The organism is Thermomonas sp., assembly GCF_025993755.1.
Lineage (GTDB): Bacteria > Pseudomonadota > Gammaproteobacteria > Xanthomonadales > Xanthomonadaceae > Thermomonas.
Genome location: NZ_JAMQHN010000124.1, coordinates 1 through 16835 on the forward strand (window position 1 = coordinate 1; position 16835 = coordinate 16835).

Genomic DNA, 16835 nt, shown 5'->3' on the forward strand with positions numbered 1-16835 from the left:
GAGCGGTTTTTCACCTTCGCCGCATGCCGGAACGGGCCGCAGCGGAGAGGGACGCGCATTGTGTGGCGGCCGGCTCGACTTGACCAGTCTTGACGCAGCGCACGGCTTGCGCGCAAGGTTCGGCCTTCACGTGAGCAATGGAGCTTTCGCATGCGGCGTCTCGCTCTTTCCCTGTTGTGCGCACTGACGCTCTCGGGCTGCGCCGACGCCGGGCAATCCTGGGTCGAGCTGGGCGGGAAGCGCTACAGCGTCGAGATTGCCAGCACCGAAGAGGCGCGCGCGCGCGGGCTGATGTTCCGCGACACCATGGCCGAAAACCACGGCATGGTCTTCATCCACGACGAGCAGATGCCGCAGTCGTACTGGATGAAGAACACCCGGATTCCGCTCGACATCCTCTACTTCGACAACGACCACAAGCTGGTGGCGCAGCAGCGCGACGTGCCGCCCTGCTCGCTGGGCGATTCCTGCCCGTCCTATCCCAGCAACGTGCCGGCGCGCTACGTGCTCGAACTCAACGCGGGACAGGCGGAACGGCTGAAGCTGCAGGACGGCGCCGTGCTGACGTTCGGTCCCGGGATCGCGCCGGCAAAGTGACCCGCCGCGCGCATGGGGACAGGCCGCATCCACCGCGGCACAATGGCGGTTGCATGCTCTTTCGGACCGCTACTCGACGATGAAGACCGATCGCTCCCACGCACTGTTCGCCCGCGCGCAACGCCTGCTCCCCGGCGGCGTCAATTCGCCGGTACGCGCCTTCAAGTCCGTTGGCGGCGAGCCGTTCTTCGCGCAGCGCGCCGAAGGCCCGTACGTCTTCGACGCGGACGGCAACCGCTACATCGATTACGTCGGTTCCTGGGGGCCGATGATCGTCGGCCACAACCATCCGCAGGTGCTTGAAGCCGTGTTCGCCGCCGCGCGCAACGGCCTGTCGTTCGGCATCCCCAATCCGCTGGAAGTGACGATGGCGGAAACGATCGCACGCCTCGTGCCCAGTTGCGAAGTGGTGCGCATGGTGAACTCGGGAACCGAGGCCACGATGTCGGCGCTGCGACTGGCGCGCGGCGCCACCGGGCGCGATCCTTTCGTCAAGTTCGAAGGCTGCTACCACGGACACGCCGATTCTTTCCTTGTGAAGGCCGGCAGCGGCGCGCTGACCTTCGGCGTGCCGACGTCGCCCGGCGTTCCCAAGGCGCTGGCCGATCTGACGCTGACGCTGCCCTACAACGACTTCGACGCCGCCACGCGGCTGTTCGACGACTGCGGCGACACGCTGGCGGCGCTGATCATCGAGCCGGTGGTCGGCAACGCCAACTGCCTGCCGCCGCGTGAAGGCTACCTGCAGCACCTGCGCGAGCTGTGCACGCAGCACGGCACCGTGCTGATCTTCGACGAGGTGATGACCGGCTTCCGGGTGGCGCTGGGCGGCGCGCAGGCGCGCTATGGCGTCACGCCCGACCTGACCACCTTCGGCAAGATCATCGGCGGCGGCATGCCGGTCGGCGCCTACGGCGGCCGCCGCGACCTGATGGAGCAGATCGCCCCCAGCGGGCCGATCTACCAGGCCGGGACGCTGAGCGGGAACCCGGTGGCGATGGCCGCCGGGCTGGCGATGCTGGACCTGATCCAGGAACCGGGCTTCCACGATGCCCTGGAAGCGAAGACACGCGCCCTTTGCGACGGGCTGGAGGCGGCGGCCCGCGATGCCGGCGTCGCCTTCAGCACACAACGCGTTGGTGGCATGTTCGGGCTTTATTTCAGCGCCGATCCGGTCGACACCTACGCGCAGGCCGTCGCCAGCGACATCGGCGCGTTCAACCGCTTCTTCCACGCCATGCTGGAACGCGGCATCTATCTTGCGCCGAGTGCATTCGAGGCCGGCTTCATTTCCGCCGCACACGATGATGCAGTGATCGCCGCAACGATCGAAGCCGCGCGCGAGGCGTTCCGCGAGATCGGCCCCTCGTGAGCGCGGTGCCGCCCGCAAGGCCGACCGACGCAGGCTCCGGCAGCCTGCTGGACCGCACCTACTGGCCGGCCAGCCGCGAAGGGCGGCGCTATCGCTGGTACCGGCTGCTGTTCCACCACGAGTCCCGCGACGAACGCAACTTCGACCTGTTCCTGATCATCGCGATCATCGCCAGCGTGATCGTGGTGATGCTCTACAGCGAGCCGAACATCGAAGCGCACTGGCACTCGGTGCTGTACGTCGCCGAGTGGTTTTTCACCCTCCTGTTCACCGTCGAATACCTGACACGCCTGTGGGTGATCCGCCAGCCGCTGCGCTACGCCACCAGCTTCCTTGGCATCGTCGACCTGCTGGCGATCCTGCCCACCTTCCTGTCGGTGCTGTTTCCGACCAGCCTTTCACTGGTGGTGGTGCGGATCCTGCGCCTGCTGCGCATCTTCCGCGTGCTCAAGCTGGTCAAGTATTCCGAGGAAGCGGGGATGCTGATCCAGACGCTGATCCGCAGCCGTCGCAAGATCCTGATCTTCATCATGAGCCTTTTGACCATCGCGATCATCTTCGGTTCCCTGATGTATCTGGTCGAAGGCCCCAGACACGGCTTCACCAGCATTCCCACCGGGGTCTACTGGGCGATCGTGACGATGGCCACCGTCGGCTACGGCGACCTGTCACCGGCCACCGCCATCGGCCGTTTTCTGACCTCGACCCTGATCATCATCGGCTACAGCATCATCGTGGTCCCCACCGGCATCTACAGCGCCGAGTTGGCGCGCACGATCCGCACGCGCGGACGGCGACTCGTGCTCTGCCCAGGCTGCAGCCTGAACGAGCACAACATGGACGCCTGGTTCTGCCGGAAGTGCGGAACCGCGTTGCCCGATCAGGAAGCGTCCGCCGGCCCTGCCGCAGGCTGATCGCCCCTGTTGCACGCATCGACGTTGCGTGTTCTTCACACGCATGCTCCTAGCCTGCTCCCCAGCCGCGGCAGGCACCGACTCCGGCGTCCCGCGACACGCATGGAGGACAACATCATGAAATCTCTCGCTCTCGCCTGCGCCATTGCGCTGGGCCTTGGCATGCCGATGGCCACGTTTGCCGCCACCCCTTCCGCCGCGCAGCACGCCGCGCACGCGACCCACCAGACCACCGCCGCAGTCCCGCAGGCGCCGAAGCTGCACGCCGCGCTGCGCGCCCTCTGGCACGGCCACGTCGTCAACACCCGCGCCTATGCGATGGCGGTGAAGGCCGGTGATGCCGCTGCCGCAGCCAAGGCCGAGCACGACACCGTCGCCAACGCCCAAGACATCGCCAATGCCGTCGCCGGCTTCTACGGGGAAGACGCCGGCAAGGGCATGATGAAGCTGCTCGGCGGCCATTGGGCCGGCGTGAAGGCGCTGACCGACGCCGCCCACGCGGGCAATCAGGCCGGTATCGACAAGGCGATGCAGGATCTGTCCGCCAACGCGGGTGAAATCGCGAAGTTCCTGCATGGCGCCAATCCGGACCACTGGCCGGAGGCCACGGTCGACGGCCTGCTGCTGGCCCACGCCGCGCATCACAAGGCGCAGGTGACGGAAATCATGGCCGGCAACATGACCGCCGAGGCGCAAACCTGGAAGGCCATGCAGGAGCACATGAACACGATTGCCGACGCGCTGGCGGGCGGCATCGCGGCGCAATTCCCGGACAAGGCCCAGTAAACCCGGTTTTCGGCGCAGCGTGCCATACAGGTGCGCCGCGCCGGAGCGGGCTGGAAGCCGGCTTCGCAAATGGAAACGGCGACCCGGACGTGTTTGCGTCAGGGTCGCCGTTTTCGCGTTTCGCGCCGGTTGGCCGCAAGCGGCCGACGTGGACGCCGGTTTACTTCGCAAGGCTCCTAGCGATCGCCTTGCCCAGTTCGCCCGGCGTGCGCACGGTGGTGATGCCGGCTTTTTCCATCGCGGCGAACTTGCCTTCGGCCGTGCCCGATCCGCCCGAGGCAATCGCGCCGGCGTGGCCCATGCGCTTGCCCTTGGGCGCGGTGGCGCCGGCGATGAAGCCGACCACCGGCTTGGTGACGTGCTGGGCGATGAACTCCGCGGCGTCCTCTTCGGCGCGCCCGCCGATCTCGCCCACCATGATGATGCCTTCGGTCTGCGGATCGTCCTGGAACAGCTTCAGGCAGTCGATGAAGTTCAGCCCGTTGATCGGATCGCCGCCGATGCCGATGACCGTGGACTGGCCGAGGCCGACGTCGGTGGTCTGCTTGACCGCTTCATAGGTCAGCGTGCCCGAACGCGAAACGATCGCGACCTTGCCCGGCATATGGATGTGGCCTGGCATGATGCCGATCTTGCATGCGCCGGGCGTGATCACGCCGGGGCAGTTGGGGCCGACCAGCACCGTGTCCGGATGGGACTTGAGCACGTTCTTGACGCGCAGCATGTCCAGCACCGGGATGCCCTCGGTGATGCACACGATGACCTTGATTCCGGCCGCGGCCGCTTCGAGGATGGCGTCCGCCGCGAACGGCGGCGGTACGTAGATCACCGAAGCATTCGCGCCGGTCGCCTGCACCGCCTGCGCGACGGTGTCGAACACCGGCAGGCCCAGATGCTCGCTGCCGCCCTTGCCGGGCGTGACGCCACCGACGACCTTGGTTCCGTAATCCAGCATCTGCTGGGCGTGGAAGGTGCCCTGCGAGCCAGTGAAGCCCTGCACGATCACCATGGTGTTGCTGTCGATCAGAACTGACATGGGAAAATCCTTTGGATGTCGCGGCGCGACGGGCGCGCCTGCGGAAATGGTTCGACTCAGGCGACCGCCGCCACGGCCTTGCGGGCGCCGTCGTCGATGTCGTCGGCCGGGATGATCGCCAGCCCGGAGCTCTTCAGCAGCGCCTTGCCGGCTTCGACGTTGGTGCCTTCCAGCCGCACGATCACCGGAATCTGCACGCCCACGTCCTTGACCGCGGCGATGATGCCCTCGGCGATCATGTCGCAGCGGACGATGCCGCCGAAGATGTTGACGAAGATCGCCTTCACCTTGTCGCTCGACAGGATCAGCTTGAACGCCTCCGTCACACGCTCCTTGGTGGCGCCGCCGCCGACGTCGAGGAAGTTCGCCGGCTCGCCGCCGTTGAGCTTGATCACGTCCATGGTCGCCATCGCAAGTCCCGCGCCGTTGACCATGCAGCCGATGTTGCCGTCCATGGTGACGTAGTTCAGGCCGTACTGGCTAGCGCGCACCTCGGTCTTGTCTTCCTGGCGGATGTCGCGCATCGCCGCGAGGTCTTCGTGGCGGAAGGTGGCGTTGTCGTCGGAGTTGATCTTGCCGTCGAGCACCGCGAGGTTGCCATCGGTGAGGATCGCCAACGGGTTGAGTTCAACCAGCGCCAGATCCTTTTCGTTGAACAGCCGATACAGGCCCAGCATGATCTTCGTCAGCTGGCCGACCTGCCTGGCGGTCAGGCCCATCGCGAACCCGAGATCGCGGCACTGGAACGGCTGCAGGCCCTGCACGAAATCGACGTGCAGGGTCTTGATCGCCTCGGGCTTCTCGCGCGCGACCTGCTCGATCTCCATGCCGCCTTCGGCCGAGGCGATGAAGGTGATCGTGCGGGTATCGCGATCCACCAGCACCGACAGGTACAGTTCCTTGGCGATGTCGGTGGCTTCGCACACCAGCACGCTGTCGATCGGCAGCGCCACGCCGGCGCTCTGGTAGGTCGCCATTCGGGTGCCGAGCATGGCGCGCGCGTACTCGCGCACCTCGTCGAGGGTCTTGGCGAGCTTGACGCCGCCGGCCTTGCCGCGGCCGCCGGCGTGGATCTGGGCCTTGACCACCCAGAAGCTGCCGCCGAGCGCCTTGGCGGCGTCAACCGCCTCTTCCGGATTGCGCGCGACGCGCCCCGCCGGAACCGCGATGCCGTAGTCGGCAAACAGCTGTTTTGCCTGATATTCGTGGAAATTCATGGGTCACCCCAGAGAAGGAAAATTTCGGACGTGCGCCGCCTGGTGCGCACGGATGAACGCCCATTTTAGCCTGTTGCAGCGCATCACGTGACGCAGCCGCGCTCCCTTCGCGCATACTTCGGGCGATGACTGGGCCACAGACGCCGCCATCCAACCCATCCCCGGCTAGCGAAAGTCGCCGCGAGCTGCACTATTTCACCTTGTACCGGCTGCTGGAGGCCGCGCTGCTGTGCCTGGCCGTCTTCAGTCCCGTCGGGATCATGCTGGGTGGCTCGGATCCCTCGCCGTTGTCCCAGTGGATTGCGCTTGGCTACCTGCTGGCGGCCTTCGGGTTGTTCCTCAGCGGTCGCCGCGGGCCCATCGTCCGGCAGGCGGCGATCGGCATCAGCGTGGATATCGTCGTCGCGGCGCTGACCGCCGGCGCGCTGCCGGGCGTGGCCTCGGGCGTGGCGATGATGCTGCTGTTCAACATCGGCGCCGCCGCCCTGCTGCTGCCGCTGCGGGTTGGCATGGCGGCGGCGGCCAGCGCGGGCGCGGCTTTGCTCGCCCAGCACCTGTGGATCCTGCTCAGCGGCGATACCCCGGCCCGGCCAACGGTCGAGATCCTCATGTTCGGGATCAGCTACCTCGCCCTGGCCAGCCTGACCACCCTGGTCGGACGCCAGGTGCGGCTGAGCCAGGCGCTAGCCGAACGCCGCGGCAGCCAGGCCGAAAGCCTTGCCGAGGTCAACGAACTGATCATCCGACGCATGCGCACCGGCGTGCTGCTGGTGGACGGCAACGACGAAATCCAGCTGGCCAACGAGGCGGCGATCTTGCAGGTCGGCAGCGCGGGGGAAGGGCGACGCCTGCTGGCCACCGCCGCGCCGGAGCTGGAACGACGACTGCAGCACTGGAAGCGCGATGGGCGCATGGACTCCACCCCGCTGCAACTGGCGCCCGACCTGCCGGAAGTGCTGCCGCGCTTCGCCCAGCTGCTGGCCGAAGGCGACCAGGTGCTGGTCTTTCTCGACGATGCGGAACTGGCCTCGCGCCGTGCCGAGACCCTGACCCTGGCCACGCTGGGCCGCTTCTCTGCCAGTTTGGCCCACGAAATCCGCAACCCGCTGGCGGCGATCAGTTACGCCACCCAATTGCTGGAGGAGTCCCGCGATATCCCCGAATCCGATCGCCGCCTGCTGGAAATCATCTATCAGCAGACCCGGCGCATGAACGGCATCATCGAGGATGTGCTCAGCCTGGCCCGGCGCGAACGCGCCCAGCCGGAGCACGTGGATCTGGCCGAATTCGCCCGCCGTTTCGTCGAGGATTACCGGCAAACCCAGCCGCTGGAACAGGACACGCTGGAAGCCCGTGTTCCGAAGACGCCGATCCCCTGCCTCGTCGATCAGCGCCAGCTGCAGCAGGCCGTCACGGCGCTGGTCCACAACGCCCGCATCTATGGCCGGATGCCGGGCGAACCGGCCCGTATCGAATTGCACGCGCACTTCGACAGCAAGGACACGCCGCTGCTGGACGTGATCGACCATGGCCCCGGCATCCCCGACTCCGTCGCCGCCCAGCTGTTCCGGCCCTTCTTCACGACCTCCAGCCACGGCACCGGGCTGGGCCTGTATATCGCACGCGAATTGTGCCTGGCCAGCCAGGCCAACCTCGAGCATGTCCCGCTGCCTGCCGGAGGCTGCTGCTTCCGGATCCGTCTGGCCCGCGCCAGGGCAATCCTGACGTCCTGATCCGCGTCAAAAGCCAGACCTGCCGGCAACCGCCCACTGACGCAAAACGTCGCACTTGGACGCGGCGCGGCAAGCGGTTATCGTGACGCTCATGAATCCGTCCCCGGCCAGCGGTCCATCCGGCGCGCCCTCCAGCGCGCTCATCGTCGACGACGAGCGCGATATCCGCGAGTTGCTCGTGCTGACCCTCGGGCGGATGGGCGTGAAGTGCGACACCGCATCCTCGCTGCGCGACGCCCGCGCCCTGTTGCGTACCCGCCAGTACGCTCTGTGCCTGACCGACATGCGCCTGACCGACGGTTCGGGAATCGAGCTGGTGCGCGAAATCACCCAGCTCCACGCCCACACCCCGGTGGCGATGATCACCGCCTTCGGCAATCAGGAAGCCGCCGTCGATGCGCTCAAGGCCGGCGCCTTCGATTTCGTCAGCAAGCCGGTGGATCTGGCCGTCCTGCGCGGTCTGGTGCAGCACGCGCTCAAGCTGCGCGGCGACGCCGAACCCGGCAAGAGCGCCACGCCGGACACCTCCGCCCTCTCGAAGCTGCTCGGCCGGTCGGCGGCGATGAACACGCTGCGTGCGACCCTGGCCAAGGTCGCGCGCAGCCAGGCGCCGGTTTACATCGTCGGCGAATCCGGCGTCGGCAAGGAACTGGTCGCCCGCACCATCCACGGCGAGAGCTCGCGCGCCGGCGGGCCGTTCATCCCGGTCAACTGCGGCGCCATCCCGACCGAACTGATGGAGAGCGAATTCTTCGGCCACAGGAAAGGCGCCTTCACCGGCGCCCATGCCGACAAGAGCGGGCTGTTCCAGGCCGCCGAGGGCGGCACGCTGTTCCTCGATGAAATCGCCGAACTGCCGATGCACATGCAGGTCAAGCTGCTGCGCGCGATCCAGGAAAAATCGGTGCGCCCGGTCGGCGCCAATTCGGAAGTGGCGGTCGACGTGCGCATCCTGTCGGCCACCCACAAGGACCTTGCGGCGCTGACGGACGAAGGCAAGTTTCGCCACGACCTGTACTACCGCATCAACGTGATCGAGCTGCGGGTGCCGCCGCTGCGCGAGCGGCGCGAAGACCTGCCGATGCTGATCGACGCCATCCTCGTCCGGCTGGCCGCAGCCCAGGGCCGGGAGAAACCCGTCCTGCACGTCGATGCGCTGGAAGCGCTGGGCCACTACACCTTCCCCGGCAACGTGCGCGAGCTGGAAAACATCCTCGAACGCGCATTCGCGCTGGCCGACGACGACGGCATTCGGGCCGGGAACCTGCGCCTTCCCGAAGCCCGCAGCATGCCTGCATCGCCGGCCATCGAGTCCAGCGCACGCGATCCGCGCAGCATCGATCCACGCGAATCCGCCAGCAGCGCGCTGCCCGAGTTCATCGAGGAAATCGAGCGCAAGGCCATCGAACAGGCCCTCCAGGACAACCGCTACAACAAGACCAAGGCCGCGGCCTCGCTCGGCATCACCTTCCGCGCCCTGCGCTACAAGCTCAAGAAACTGGGCATCGATTGAGCTGGAGTGACGATGCGGGCGCCGCGATGGCGGACGGATGAGGCGCGTCCTACACTCGAAGCCAATCCGCCAAGGAAGTCATGCGCATGCTCGCCACCACCCTGCAACGCCTGGCCAAGGCCAGCGGCCTGAGCGTCACCGAGATCGCCACGGCCATTCCCAAGGCCGGGATCCAGACCGTCAACGCCTGGCTGCGCGGCGACAAACTGCCCGGCTACGACCAGATCGAGGCGCTGGCGCGAACGCTCGGGGTGCCGGCCGGCGCGCTGCTCGGGGAACTGGCGGCGGCGCTGGATCCGGCCCGCACGCGCGGCGAACACGAACTGCTGGCCTGCTATCGCGGTCTTGAAACACGCCAGCAGAACGCGCTGCTGGAAATCGTGCGCAGCATGCAGCCCGCCCCCCCGGCAACCGATCCCAAGGCCGCGGCCAGGACCGCACGCAAGCGCACCGCCAAGCCACGCGTCGCGACGAAACACCCGATGAAGCAGGCGCCAAAACGGAAGTCCTGACGCGGCGGTCGGCTTTGCCCTAGGGACTGGCCGGCCCCGTGGTTCGCGGGGCCGGGGCGCCCGAAGCGGCAGGAGGCCACGGCAAGCCCACCTTGCGCGCCAGCGCGGCGTAGCGCGGATCGTCGCGATAGCGCAGCAACAGGGGATCGTAGAGCAACAGCAGCATTCCCGGATCGTGCGCCACCCTGGCCTTGTCCAGCCATTGGAACATCGCATCGGGCTCGCCGCGCACGGCATGGACCTGTGCAATCTGGATCGCCCAACCCTCAGGATAGCTGCGGACGACCGCATTCAGGCGGGTGTCGGCGGCGGCCCGGTCGGGGCTGGCTTGCGCGACCAGCGCCAGGGCAAAATCGCGCCACGCGCCTTCCGGTTCGGCCTGCGCGGCCTTCTGCGCGGCCGGCAGGTCCTTGCGCAGCATGTCGACGACCGCCAGCATGTAGTGGTTGTAGAGCGCGGTCGGCTCCAGTTCGATCGCCTTGTTGACCGCTTGCCGCGCCTCATCCAGACGCCCGGCCGGCATCAGGTAGGCAGCCAGCCCGCGATACCAGTTCGCATCCAGCGGATTGATCTTGAGCGCGCGCCGGGTCAGGTCGACGGACTGGTTCAAATCCCCCTGGCTCGCGCGCGCAACGCCCAGCTGATAGAGCGCATCGCCATCGTCCGGCGCCAGTTCGACCGCCTTGCGCAGTTCGGCCTCGCCTTCCTTCCAGTTGAAGTCGCGGATGATCAGCAGCCAGCCGCGCGCGAAATGCGGCGCGGCCTGGTTGGGCGCCAGACGCAGCGCCTGTGCGACCGCGGCATCGGCCTCCTGCAGGAATTTTTCGGCCCCCTTGCCGGTGACGCCGCCGCCGGCGACCGCATCGACCAGGGTGAAGGCCTTCCACGCATAGGCCACCCCGTAATCGTGATCCAGTTCGATCGCATGGCTGTAGAGTTCCAGGGCCTTGCCTGCGTCGGTGGCCCCGACCAGCCGCGCCTGCACATAGGCATCGTAGGCCTCGATGTTGCCGCTGGGCGGCCGGTCGTTCTGCTGGGCGGCCTGCGGCTTGGGAAGAAGCTGCGCCTTGAGCGCCGTGGCCACCTGCGCGGTGATGGCGTCCTGCAACGCAAACAGATCCTTGTAGGGACGATCGAAACTGTCCGCCCACAGGGTGCTGCCGTCGCTGGCACGAATCAGGGTGGCGCTGACGCGAACCGTATCGCCCAACCGGCGCACGCTTCCTTCCAGCAGGTGCGAAACGCCGAGCTTGGCCGCGATCGTCCGGTCGTCTTCGTCGCTGCCGCGAAACTGGAACGAGGACTTCGGATTGATCACCCGCAGCCCCTTGATCTGGGCCAGCGCGATGATGAAGCCCTCGGACAGCCCATCCGAAAACGCCTGTTGGCTCTCATCGCTGCTGCCGCTGTCGAACGGCAGCACGGCGATCGAGTTGCTGTCGGCCGGCAACGCCGGTACCGGCGCAGCAGTCTGCGGCTCGACGCGTTCGACCACCCGGTCGGTGAGCAGCAGGACCACGGCCACCGCCAGCACCACGATGATGACGAAGTCGGTGCGTCGGTTGTGGGTCTTGCGCGAAGCCTCGTCGGCGATCGTCACCTCGCTTTCGAGCTTGATTCCGCTGCTGGTGAACTCGTAGCGCCAGGACAGCATCAGCCATAGCGGAAAACCGACGCCGGCGGCGATCAGGAACCATCGGGTCGCGGCCTCGGGCGCACCGACTTCCGGACCGAGCTGGGCAATGCCCTGCGCCAGCGCCCACACCGCGCCGATGTAGAGCACGGCAGCGCGCAGCACGTTGCGGCGCCTGAGTTCGGAGAAAAAACCACCAGCCATCGTCCCTGTCCCGAAGCGGGTTTCCCGGGTGATTCTTGCATACGTCGACGCCGTTCAGGCAATCGACAACGTTGAAAAGCCTCAGCCGATGGTGAATCCGGCGCTGTCCGGATCCTCTTCCTCGTCGCATCGCTGCACGTCATCCACCCGCGCCAGCGCCGGTCCGACCTGCAGCCAGCGCTCCAGCGCAGCCACCTGGTCGATCGCTCCCTGCGCCAGCACCTCGACCCTGCCGTCGGGCAGGTTGACGGCCCATCCCGCGAGGCCCAGCAGCCGCGCCTGCGCGCGGGTGGCCGTGCGGAAACCCACACCCTGCACGCGACCGCTGACGAGAAAACGCGCCGCGGCCATCTCAGCCGGCCTTGGGGCCGCCGCGGGCGGCGATGTCTTCTTCGATCATCCGCGCGGTCACCTGCCCGGAATACTTGCGCACGACCTTGCCGTCCGGATCCAGGAGCCAGCTGGTCGGCAGGGTGCGCGGCACGCCGAAATGCTCCGGCGGGGCGTAGATGCTGACGCGGGCGATCGGGTAGGTGACGGGATGCTCTTGCAGGAACGCGCGGATCTCTTCCGGGTCGGTGTCGTCGTAGGCCAGGCCGATGATGGAAACGTACTGGCGCATCGCGGCCAGCGCCGACAGCTCCGGCATCTCCTGCAGGCACGGACCGCACCAGGTGGCCCAGTAGTTGACCAGCACCCATTTGCCGCGCTGCTGGGCGAGATCCCAACCCGCGCCGTCGAGGGTCTCGACCCGCAGCGTCGGATGCTCCGGCTGCGCCCGTCCGTCGCGCGCACCCGCGGCAGGCGCCGTCGCCGTTCGGCCGGTGTCCGCCCCCGGTTCCACGCGACCGCAGGCGGCCAGCAGCGTCAAGGCAGCCGCCATCCAGAGTCCAGACGCCCAGCGTCGTCTCATTCGACTTCCATCTCCCTGTAAATACTTGCGACCGGCTGGTGCAGGATCGAGTGCAGCGGGACGCGCAATTGCTCCATCGCCTTCATCACCGCGATGCCCAGCGCATCGTCGGCCTGCGGCGGAACCACGCAACTCACCGGGATGCGCAACAGGGCGGCCTCGTAGATTTCCTCCATCCGTACTTCGTCGAGGTCGCGGGCCAGCAGCCATTCCCCGCTTTCGGCACGCTGCAGCACGCTGATCGACACCAGCCGCGCCAGCAGCGCCTGGATCATGTCGTCGGTCAGGCTCGGCTCCAGAATCTGGATGTCCTCGCTGGTCAAGCCGCTGCCCTTGACGCGCGCCTGCTGGAAACGGCCGAGCATGCGCAGCACGCCGTACAGTTCATGCCCGTGCGGCAGGCGCAGCTCGCGCGGCTGGTAGCGGAAGGCCGACGTCGATGCCGCGAACGAAGCCCCGAGCAGCACCGCGACCCAGCTGAGGTAGATCCAGAGCATCACGATCGGCACCAGCGCCACCGCGCCGTAGATCTTCTGGTAGGCGTCGAAGCTGCCCAGGTACAGGCTCAGCCCCGACTTCACGCCTTCGAACAGCAGCACTGCCAGCAGCGCTCCGCCCATCGCGTGACGCCAGAACACGGTGCGGTGCGGCACCACCTTGAACAGCGCCGCAAATGCCAGCAGTTCGATTCCCATCGGCGCCAGCCGCAGCATCAGCGCTTCCAGCCAGCGACCCGGCAGGGTTTCGAAAATCGACAGCGCGAAAAATCGGGTCGACAGCGCCACGCTGGCCGCCGCCACCAGGGTGCCGAGGGTCAGCACCGTCCAATAGACGAGGAAGCGGCTGAACTTCGGGCGCGCGGTCGGCACCCGCCAGATCCGGTTGAAGATCGACTCCACGCTGCTGACCGCCACCAGCAGCGAGACGATCAACGCCAGCGCACCGGCGGTCGTCAGCGAACGCGTGTTGGCCGAGAAATCCGTGAGATAGCCGGACACCGCGCGTGCGGAACTCGGCACGAAGTTGGCGAAGATATAGCCGCTGAGGCGATCACTCCATGCATCGAACACCGGAAACGCCGACAGGATGCCGAACGCCACCATGGTCAGCGGCACCAGCGCGAACGCGGTCGTGTAGGACAGCGCGCCGGCCGCTTCGAACAGGCGGTCGTCGAGGAAACGACGCAAGACGAAGCGGGAAAAACTGCCGATCCGGGCGGGATCGCGCAGATTGCAGCTCCAGCGACGGACGATCTCGGCGGGTGGCATCCGCCAAGCCTAGCAGGTTGTCGCGAAAATCCACCTCCAGGAAACCACCATGCCGTTTCGACACGGCACGGCGCCCACCCGCGTGCGAAACTTCCGCCCTCGGCCACCGCATTCTCCGATGAACCCGAAGCACTATCTCATCACCGCATTGCTCGCACTGGCGGCCCTGTACGGCTTCTGGTTCGCGGGCGACGCTCAGGTCGCGGCAGCGCTGCTGGTCTTTGCCCTGCCTCCGGTGCTGCTGGCGATCGCCGCCGCGCACGGCTGGCGGCGCGCCGGTTTCACTGCCGCAGTGCTGGCCCTGCTGTGGTTCAGCCACGGCACGATGCTGTTGTATGCCGAACCGCAGCTGCGCCTGCAGGCCAGCCTCGAAACCTTGCTGGCGCTGGCCATCATCCATGCCGCCTGTCTGCCCGGCATCCGCGCCTGGCGCAGCAAGCACGAGGCGCTTCGAAAATGAGCGGCGATCCGCGCATGGCGGGGTTGGCTTCCGGGGTCGCGGAATCCCTGCAGGCCGGTGCGCGGGCACTCCGCGACGGCAGGCTGATGCAGGCCGAGGCGCTGTTCAAGCAGGCCTGCCAGCGCGCGCCCACCCATCCCGAACCGCTGCGCTACCTGGCCATCGTCGAACTCCAGACGCGCCGCGCCGAGCGCGCGGTCGCCACCCTGGATCGCGCGCTGGCGCTGGCTCCCGAGGACGCCCTGCTGCACGCGGATCTGGGCACGGCGCGAGCGGCCAGTGGCGACCTGGCCTCCGCGCTGGTCAGCTGGCGGCGCGCCTGCTCGCTGGCCCCGGATCAGCCGATACCGTGGTTCAACCTCGGACGCAATTTGCAGCAGATCGGAGACACCGAGGGCGCGATCGACGCACTGGAGCGGGCCGCGACGCTGGCTCCCGCCCTGTTGCCAGCCCGGGTGCTGCTGGGCGACGCACTGGCCCATGCCGGCCGTTTCGATGCCGCCGCACGCAGCTATCGCGAGGCGCTGCGCCTGCGCCCGGCCTGCGGCGATGCCTGGCGCGGATTGTCCAACATCAAGACGAAGCCGCTGGACGAGGCCGACATCCAGACCCTTCGCGTGCAACTGCTCGGCCCCGACGTCGCTCCTCCCGATCGGGTCGCCATGGGACATGCGTTGGGCAAGGCCGAGGAAGACCGCGGCCAACTGGATGCGGCACTGGCCGCCTTCACCGCCGCCAACGCCCTGCAGGAACAGCTGACGCCGTGGCGACCGGAAGCCTTCGAGTCGTTCGTAGCGCAGTCGCTGGTGGCGACCGGATCGCTGCCCGCACCGATCGACCCGACGCTTGGCCGCGAAGTCATCTTCATCGTCGGGCTGCCGCGGTCCGGCTCGACCTTGTTCGAGCAGATCCTCGCTGCCCACCCCGAGGTCGAAGGTGCCAGCGAACTGGACGACCTGGGTATCGTGATCCAGCGCGAATCCATGCGTCGCAAGCGGCCTTACCCGCAGTGGGTGCCGCAAGCCACCGCCGCCGACTGGCAGCAGCTTGGCCAGGACTACCTCGCCCGCACCGCCCGTTGGCGCGCGCGGCGTCCGCGGATGACCGACAAGCAGCCGGACAACTGGAAGCACGCCGGGATCCTGCGCGCGATGCTGCCCGGCGCCACCGTCATCGAAACCCGCCGCGACCCGCGCGAAACCGCGTGGTCCTGCTTCAAGCAGCAGTTCTACAGCCAACCGCACTTCGCCAACACGCTGGCGCACATCGCGCTGTACCTGAGGCGCAGCGAACAGGCCATGGACACCCACCGCAGCCGCGACCCGGGCCACATCCACCTGCACCGCTACGAGGATCTGCTCGACGCCCCCGAAGCGCACATCCGCGCCTTGCTGGACGACTGCGGCCTGGCCTTCGACCCCGCATGCCTGTCCCCGCACCGCAGCGCCCGCAGCGTCCGCACCGCCAGCGCCGCGCAGGTGCGTCAGCCGCTGCGCGCCGCCGCCACCCACGCCCTGGCCTACGGTGCGCTGCTCGATCCGCTGTGGTCGCTGCTCAAGCTGCCGCTTTCCATGCTGTAAGCGCCACGCGATTGACGGACAATACGCCCATGGACAATCTTCTCATCGTCACCACCGGCGGCACCATCGACAAGATCTACTTCGACGCCAAGTCGGACTACCAGGTCGGCGAACCGCAGATCGGGGGCATCCTTGAGGAGTACCGGGTCGCCTTCCGTTTCCACGTCATCCCGCTGTTGCGCAAGGACTCGCTGTTCGTCACCGATGCCGACCGCCAGCTGTTGCGGGCGACGATCGCCGCGCAGGAAGAAAGCCGCGTACTGGTAACCCACGGCACCGACAGCATGGTGCAGACCGCAGAGGCCCTTGCCGGCATCCCCGGCAAGACCATCGTCCTGACCGGCGCGCTCAACCCAGCCCGCTTCGAAGGCTCGGACGCGGTGTTCAACATCGGCTGCGCGGTCGGCGCGGTGCAATCCTTGCCCGAAGGCGTTTACATCGCCATGAACGGACGCATCTGGAATCCGCGCAAGGTGCGCAAGAACGTCGAAGCCAACCGGTTCGAGGCGATGGACTGAATAGCGCCGACGGCGTCACCACGAAAAACCCCGGCCGAAGCCGGGGTTTTCATTGCGCTTTCCGAACGAGTCACGCCTTGGAACCGGCGTGACTCGGTGCCGGAATCACTGGATCGTCGAAGTCAGCACCACGCCGGAGAACGTCGAGTATGCACGCACCTTGATGTAATAGGTGGTGGTCGACGTCGGTGTGAACGTGCAGCTTTCGCTGTTGCCCGCCTTGTACGGACGGCAGCTGTAGCTGCTGGTGGTCGGGGCGCTGCCCGCGCGCACGTACAGATCGGCATCACCGGTACCGCCCGAGATCGCGAAGGTCGCCGTCTGCCCGGCATTGACCGTAGCGGTGTAGGTCGAAGACCAGTTTCCGGACGTCACCTGCGGCAAGTTCACCGTCGTGGTACCGCCGCCACCGCCACCGCCACCGCCCGTGGTGTAGTCACCGACCAGGCTGACGCCGGAGAACGCCTGGTAGGCCTTCAGGCGGACGTAGTAGGTGCCGGCCGACGGGCTGGCGAACGTGCAGCTTTCGGAGTTGCCGGACTTGTACGGACGGCAGTCGTAGCTGCTGTCGGTCGGTGC

The 16835-nt window shown here is 67.3% G+C and carries 17 protein-coding genes; 10 read left to right on the forward strand and 7 right to left on the reverse strand.

Features of this window, described 5'->3' with window-relative positions; genetic code table 11:
* Nucleotides 1-150: 150 nt before the first annotated feature.
* The 4 genes from Q0X16_RS08930 to Q0X16_RS08945 all read left to right on the forward strand — a co-directional run bounded on the left by Q0X16_RS08930 (nt 151) and on the right by Q0X16_RS08945 (nt 3669).
* Nucleotides 151-597: a DUF192 domain-containing protein gene (locus Q0X16_RS08930; protein ID WP_297833268.1), complete on the forward strand. Its 447-nt coding sequence runs from the start codon at nt 151-153 to the stop codon at nt 595-597.
* 79 nt (nt 598-676) lie between these two features.
* Entirely contained in the window at nt 677-1969 is a 1293-nt protein-coding gene (hemL, locus tag Q0X16_RS08935; protein ID WP_297833269.1) for a glutamate-1-semialdehyde 2,1-aminomutase, read from the forward strand.
* 5 nt (nt 1970-1974) lie between these two features.
* A complete protein-coding gene (locus Q0X16_RS08940; RefSeq protein WP_297833284.1) occupies nt 1975-2883 on the forward strand; it encodes an ion transporter in 909 nt (302 codons plus the stop codon).
* Nucleotides 2884-3000: 117 nt separating this feature from the next.
* Nucleotides 3001-3669 carry a hypothetical protein gene (locus Q0X16_RS08945; RefSeq protein ID WP_297833270.1) on the forward strand — a complete coding sequence of 223 codons (669 nt, stop codon included), beginning with the start codon at nt 3001-3003 and terminating at the stop codon, nt 3667-3669.
* Between the two features lie 160 nt (nt 3670-3829).
* Here the strand turns inward: Q0X16_RS08945 and sucD are convergent, their stop codons facing one another.
* Both sucD and sucC read right to left on the reverse strand, forming a co-directional pair.
* Nucleotides 3830-4705: a succinate--CoA ligase subunit alpha gene (gene sucD, locus Q0X16_RS08950; RefSeq protein WP_297833271.1), complete on the reverse strand. Its 876-nt coding sequence runs from the start codon at nt 4703-4705 to the stop codon at nt 3830-3832.
* Between the two features lie 56 nt (nt 4706-4761).
* Nucleotides 4762-5922 (reverse strand): ADP-forming succinate--CoA ligase subunit beta, encoded by a 1161-nt coding sequence (sucC, locus tag Q0X16_RS08955; RefSeq protein WP_297833272.1) that lies wholly within the window; start codon nt 5920-5922, stop codon nt 4762-4764.
* Nucleotides 5923-6047: 125 nt separating this feature from the next.
* Here sucC and Q0X16_RS08960 point away from each other — a divergent pair, with 125 nt between their 5' ends.
* The 3 genes from Q0X16_RS08960 to Q0X16_RS08970 all read left to right on the forward strand — a co-directional run bounded on the left by Q0X16_RS08960 (nt 6048) and on the right by Q0X16_RS08970 (nt 9680).
* Entirely contained in the window at nt 6048-7655 is a 1608-nt protein-coding gene (locus Q0X16_RS08960; protein WP_297833273.1) for a histidine kinase dimerization/phospho-acceptor domain-containing protein, read from the forward strand.
* 91 nt (nt 7656-7746) lie between these two features.
* Nucleotides 7747-9168, forward strand: a complete 1422-nt coding sequence (locus Q0X16_RS08965) for a sigma-54 dependent transcriptional regulator (protein WP_297833274.1) — start codon at nt 7747-7749, stop codon at nt 9166-9168.
* Nucleotides 9169-9254: 86 nt separating this feature from the next.
* Nucleotides 9255-9680, forward strand: coding sequence for a helix-turn-helix transcriptional regulator (locus Q0X16_RS08970; protein ID WP_297833275.1), 426 nt, complete (start codon nt 9255-9257; stop codon nt 9678-9680).
* A 19-nt stretch (nt 9681-9699) separates the two neighbouring features.
* Here Q0X16_RS08970 and Q0X16_RS08975 read toward each other — a convergent pair whose 3' ends face one another.
* From Q0X16_RS08975 to Q0X16_RS08990, 4 genes are all read right to left on the reverse strand, one after another.
* Nucleotides 9700-11517 carry a hypothetical protein gene (locus Q0X16_RS08975; RefSeq protein ID WP_297833276.1) on the reverse strand — a complete coding sequence of 606 codons (1818 nt, stop codon included), beginning with the start codon at nt 11515-11517 and terminating at the stop codon, nt 9700-9702.
* A gap of 81 nt (nt 11518-11598) precedes the next feature.
* Nucleotides 11599-11868, reverse strand: coding sequence for an acylphosphatase (locus Q0X16_RS08980; protein WP_297833277.1), 270 nt, complete (start codon nt 11866-11868; stop codon nt 11599-11601).
* 1 nt (nt 11869) lies between these two features.
* Nucleotides 11870-12400 carry a TlpA disulfide reductase family protein gene (locus Q0X16_RS08985; RefSeq protein ID WP_297833278.1) on the reverse strand — a complete coding sequence of 177 codons (531 nt, stop codon included), beginning with the start codon at nt 12398-12400 and terminating at the stop codon, nt 11870-11872.
* 26 nt (nt 12401-12426) lie between these two features.
* On the reverse strand, nt 12427-13698 hold the full coding sequence (locus tag Q0X16_RS08990) for a YihY family inner membrane protein (RefSeq protein ID WP_297833279.1): 1272 nt from the start codon (nt 13696-13698) through the stop codon (nt 12427-12429).
* A 118-nt stretch (nt 13699-13816) separates the two neighbouring features.
* On the opposite strand from Q0X16_RS08990, the gene Q0X16_RS08995 reads away from it, so the two are divergent.
* The 3 genes from Q0X16_RS08995 to Q0X16_RS09005 are packed head-to-tail and all read left to right on the forward strand — an operon-like array spanning nt 13817 to nt 16256.
* Entirely contained in the window at nt 13817-14158 is a 342-nt protein-coding gene (locus Q0X16_RS08995; protein WP_297833280.1) for a DUF2069 domain-containing protein, read from the forward strand.
* A complete protein-coding gene (locus Q0X16_RS09000) occupies nt 14155-15738 on the forward strand; it encodes a tetratricopeptide repeat-containing sulfotransferase family protein (protein WP_297833281.1) in 1584 nt (527 codons plus the stop codon). The genes Q0X16_RS08995 and Q0X16_RS09000 overlap by 4 nt, the downstream gene beginning before the upstream one ends.
* Nucleotides 15739-15767: 29 nt before the next feature.
* Nucleotides 15768-16256, forward strand: a complete 489-nt coding sequence (locus tag Q0X16_RS09005) for an asparaginase domain-containing protein (protein ID WP_297833282.1) — start codon at nt 15768-15770, stop codon at nt 16254-16256.
* A 105-nt stretch (nt 16257-16361) separates the two neighbouring features.
* Here Q0X16_RS09005 and Q0X16_RS09010 read toward each other — a convergent pair.
* A partial coding sequence (locus tag Q0X16_RS09010; RefSeq protein WP_297833283.1) for a PPC domain-containing protein occupies nt 16362-16835 on the reverse strand: 474 nt, incomplete at its 5' end.

What these genes read in the sequence shown, in the direction of transcription:
- hemL (WP_297833269.1), top strand. Translation starts at nt 677, where the DNA reads ATGAAGACCGATCGCTCCCACGCACTGTTCGCCCGCGCGCAACGCCTG.
- Q0X16_RS08980 (WP_297833277.1), bottom strand. Translation starts at nt 11,868, where the DNA reads ATGGCCGCGGCGCGTTTTCTCGTCAGCGGTCGCGTGCAGGGTGTGGGT.
- Q0X16_RS08975 (WP_297833276.1), bottom strand. Translation starts at nt 11,517, where the DNA reads ATGGCTGGTGGTTTTTTCTCCGAACTCAGGCGCCGCAACGTGCTGCGC.
- Q0X16_RS08965 (WP_297833274.1), top strand. Translation starts at nt 7,747, where the DNA reads ATGAATCCGTCCCCGGCCAGCGGTCCATCCGGCGCGCCCTCCAGCGCG.
- Q0X16_RS08960 (WP_297833273.1), top strand. Translation starts at nt 6,048, where the DNA reads ATGACTGGGCCACAGACGCCGCCATCCAACCCATCCCCGGCTAGCGAA.
- Q0X16_RS08945 (WP_297833270.1), top strand. Translation starts at nt 3,001, where the DNA reads ATGAAATCTCTCGCTCTCGCCTGCGCCATTGCGCTGGGCCTTGGCATG.
- sucD (WP_297833271.1), bottom strand. Translation starts at nt 4,705, where the DNA reads ATGTCAGTTCTGATCGACAGCAACACCATGGTGATCGTGCAGGGCTTC.
- Q0X16_RS09000 (WP_297833281.1), top strand. Translation starts at nt 14,155, where the DNA reads ATGAGCGGCGATCCGCGCATGGCGGGGTTGGCTTCCGGGGTCGCGGAA.
- Q0X16_RS08985 (WP_297833278.1), bottom strand. Translation starts at nt 12,400, where the DNA reads ATGGCGGCTGCCTTGACGCTGCTGGCCGCCTGCGGTCGCGTGGAACCG.
- sucC (WP_297833272.1), bottom strand. Translation starts at nt 5,922, where the DNA reads ATGAATTTCCACGAATATCAGGCAAAACAGCTGTTTGCCGACTACGGC.
- Q0X16_RS09005 (WP_297833282.1), top strand. Translation starts at nt 15,768, where the DNA reads ATGGACAATCTTCTCATCGTCACCACCGGCGGCACCATCGACAAGATC.
- Q0X16_RS08930 (WP_297833268.1), top strand. Translation starts at nt 151, where the DNA reads ATGCGGCGTCTCGCTCTTTCCCTGTTGTGCGCACTGACGCTCTCGGGC.
- Q0X16_RS08995 (WP_297833280.1), top strand. Translation starts at nt 13,817, where the DNA reads ATGAACCCGAAGCACTATCTCATCACCGCATTGCTCGCACTGGCGGCC.
- Q0X16_RS08970 (WP_297833275.1), top strand. Translation starts at nt 9,255, where the DNA reads ATGCTCGCCACCACCCTGCAACGCCTGGCCAAGGCCAGCGGCCTGAGC.
- Q0X16_RS08990 (WP_297833279.1), bottom strand. Translation starts at nt 13,698, where the DNA reads ATGCCACCCGCCGAGATCGTCCGTCGCTGGAGCTGCAATCTGCGCGAT.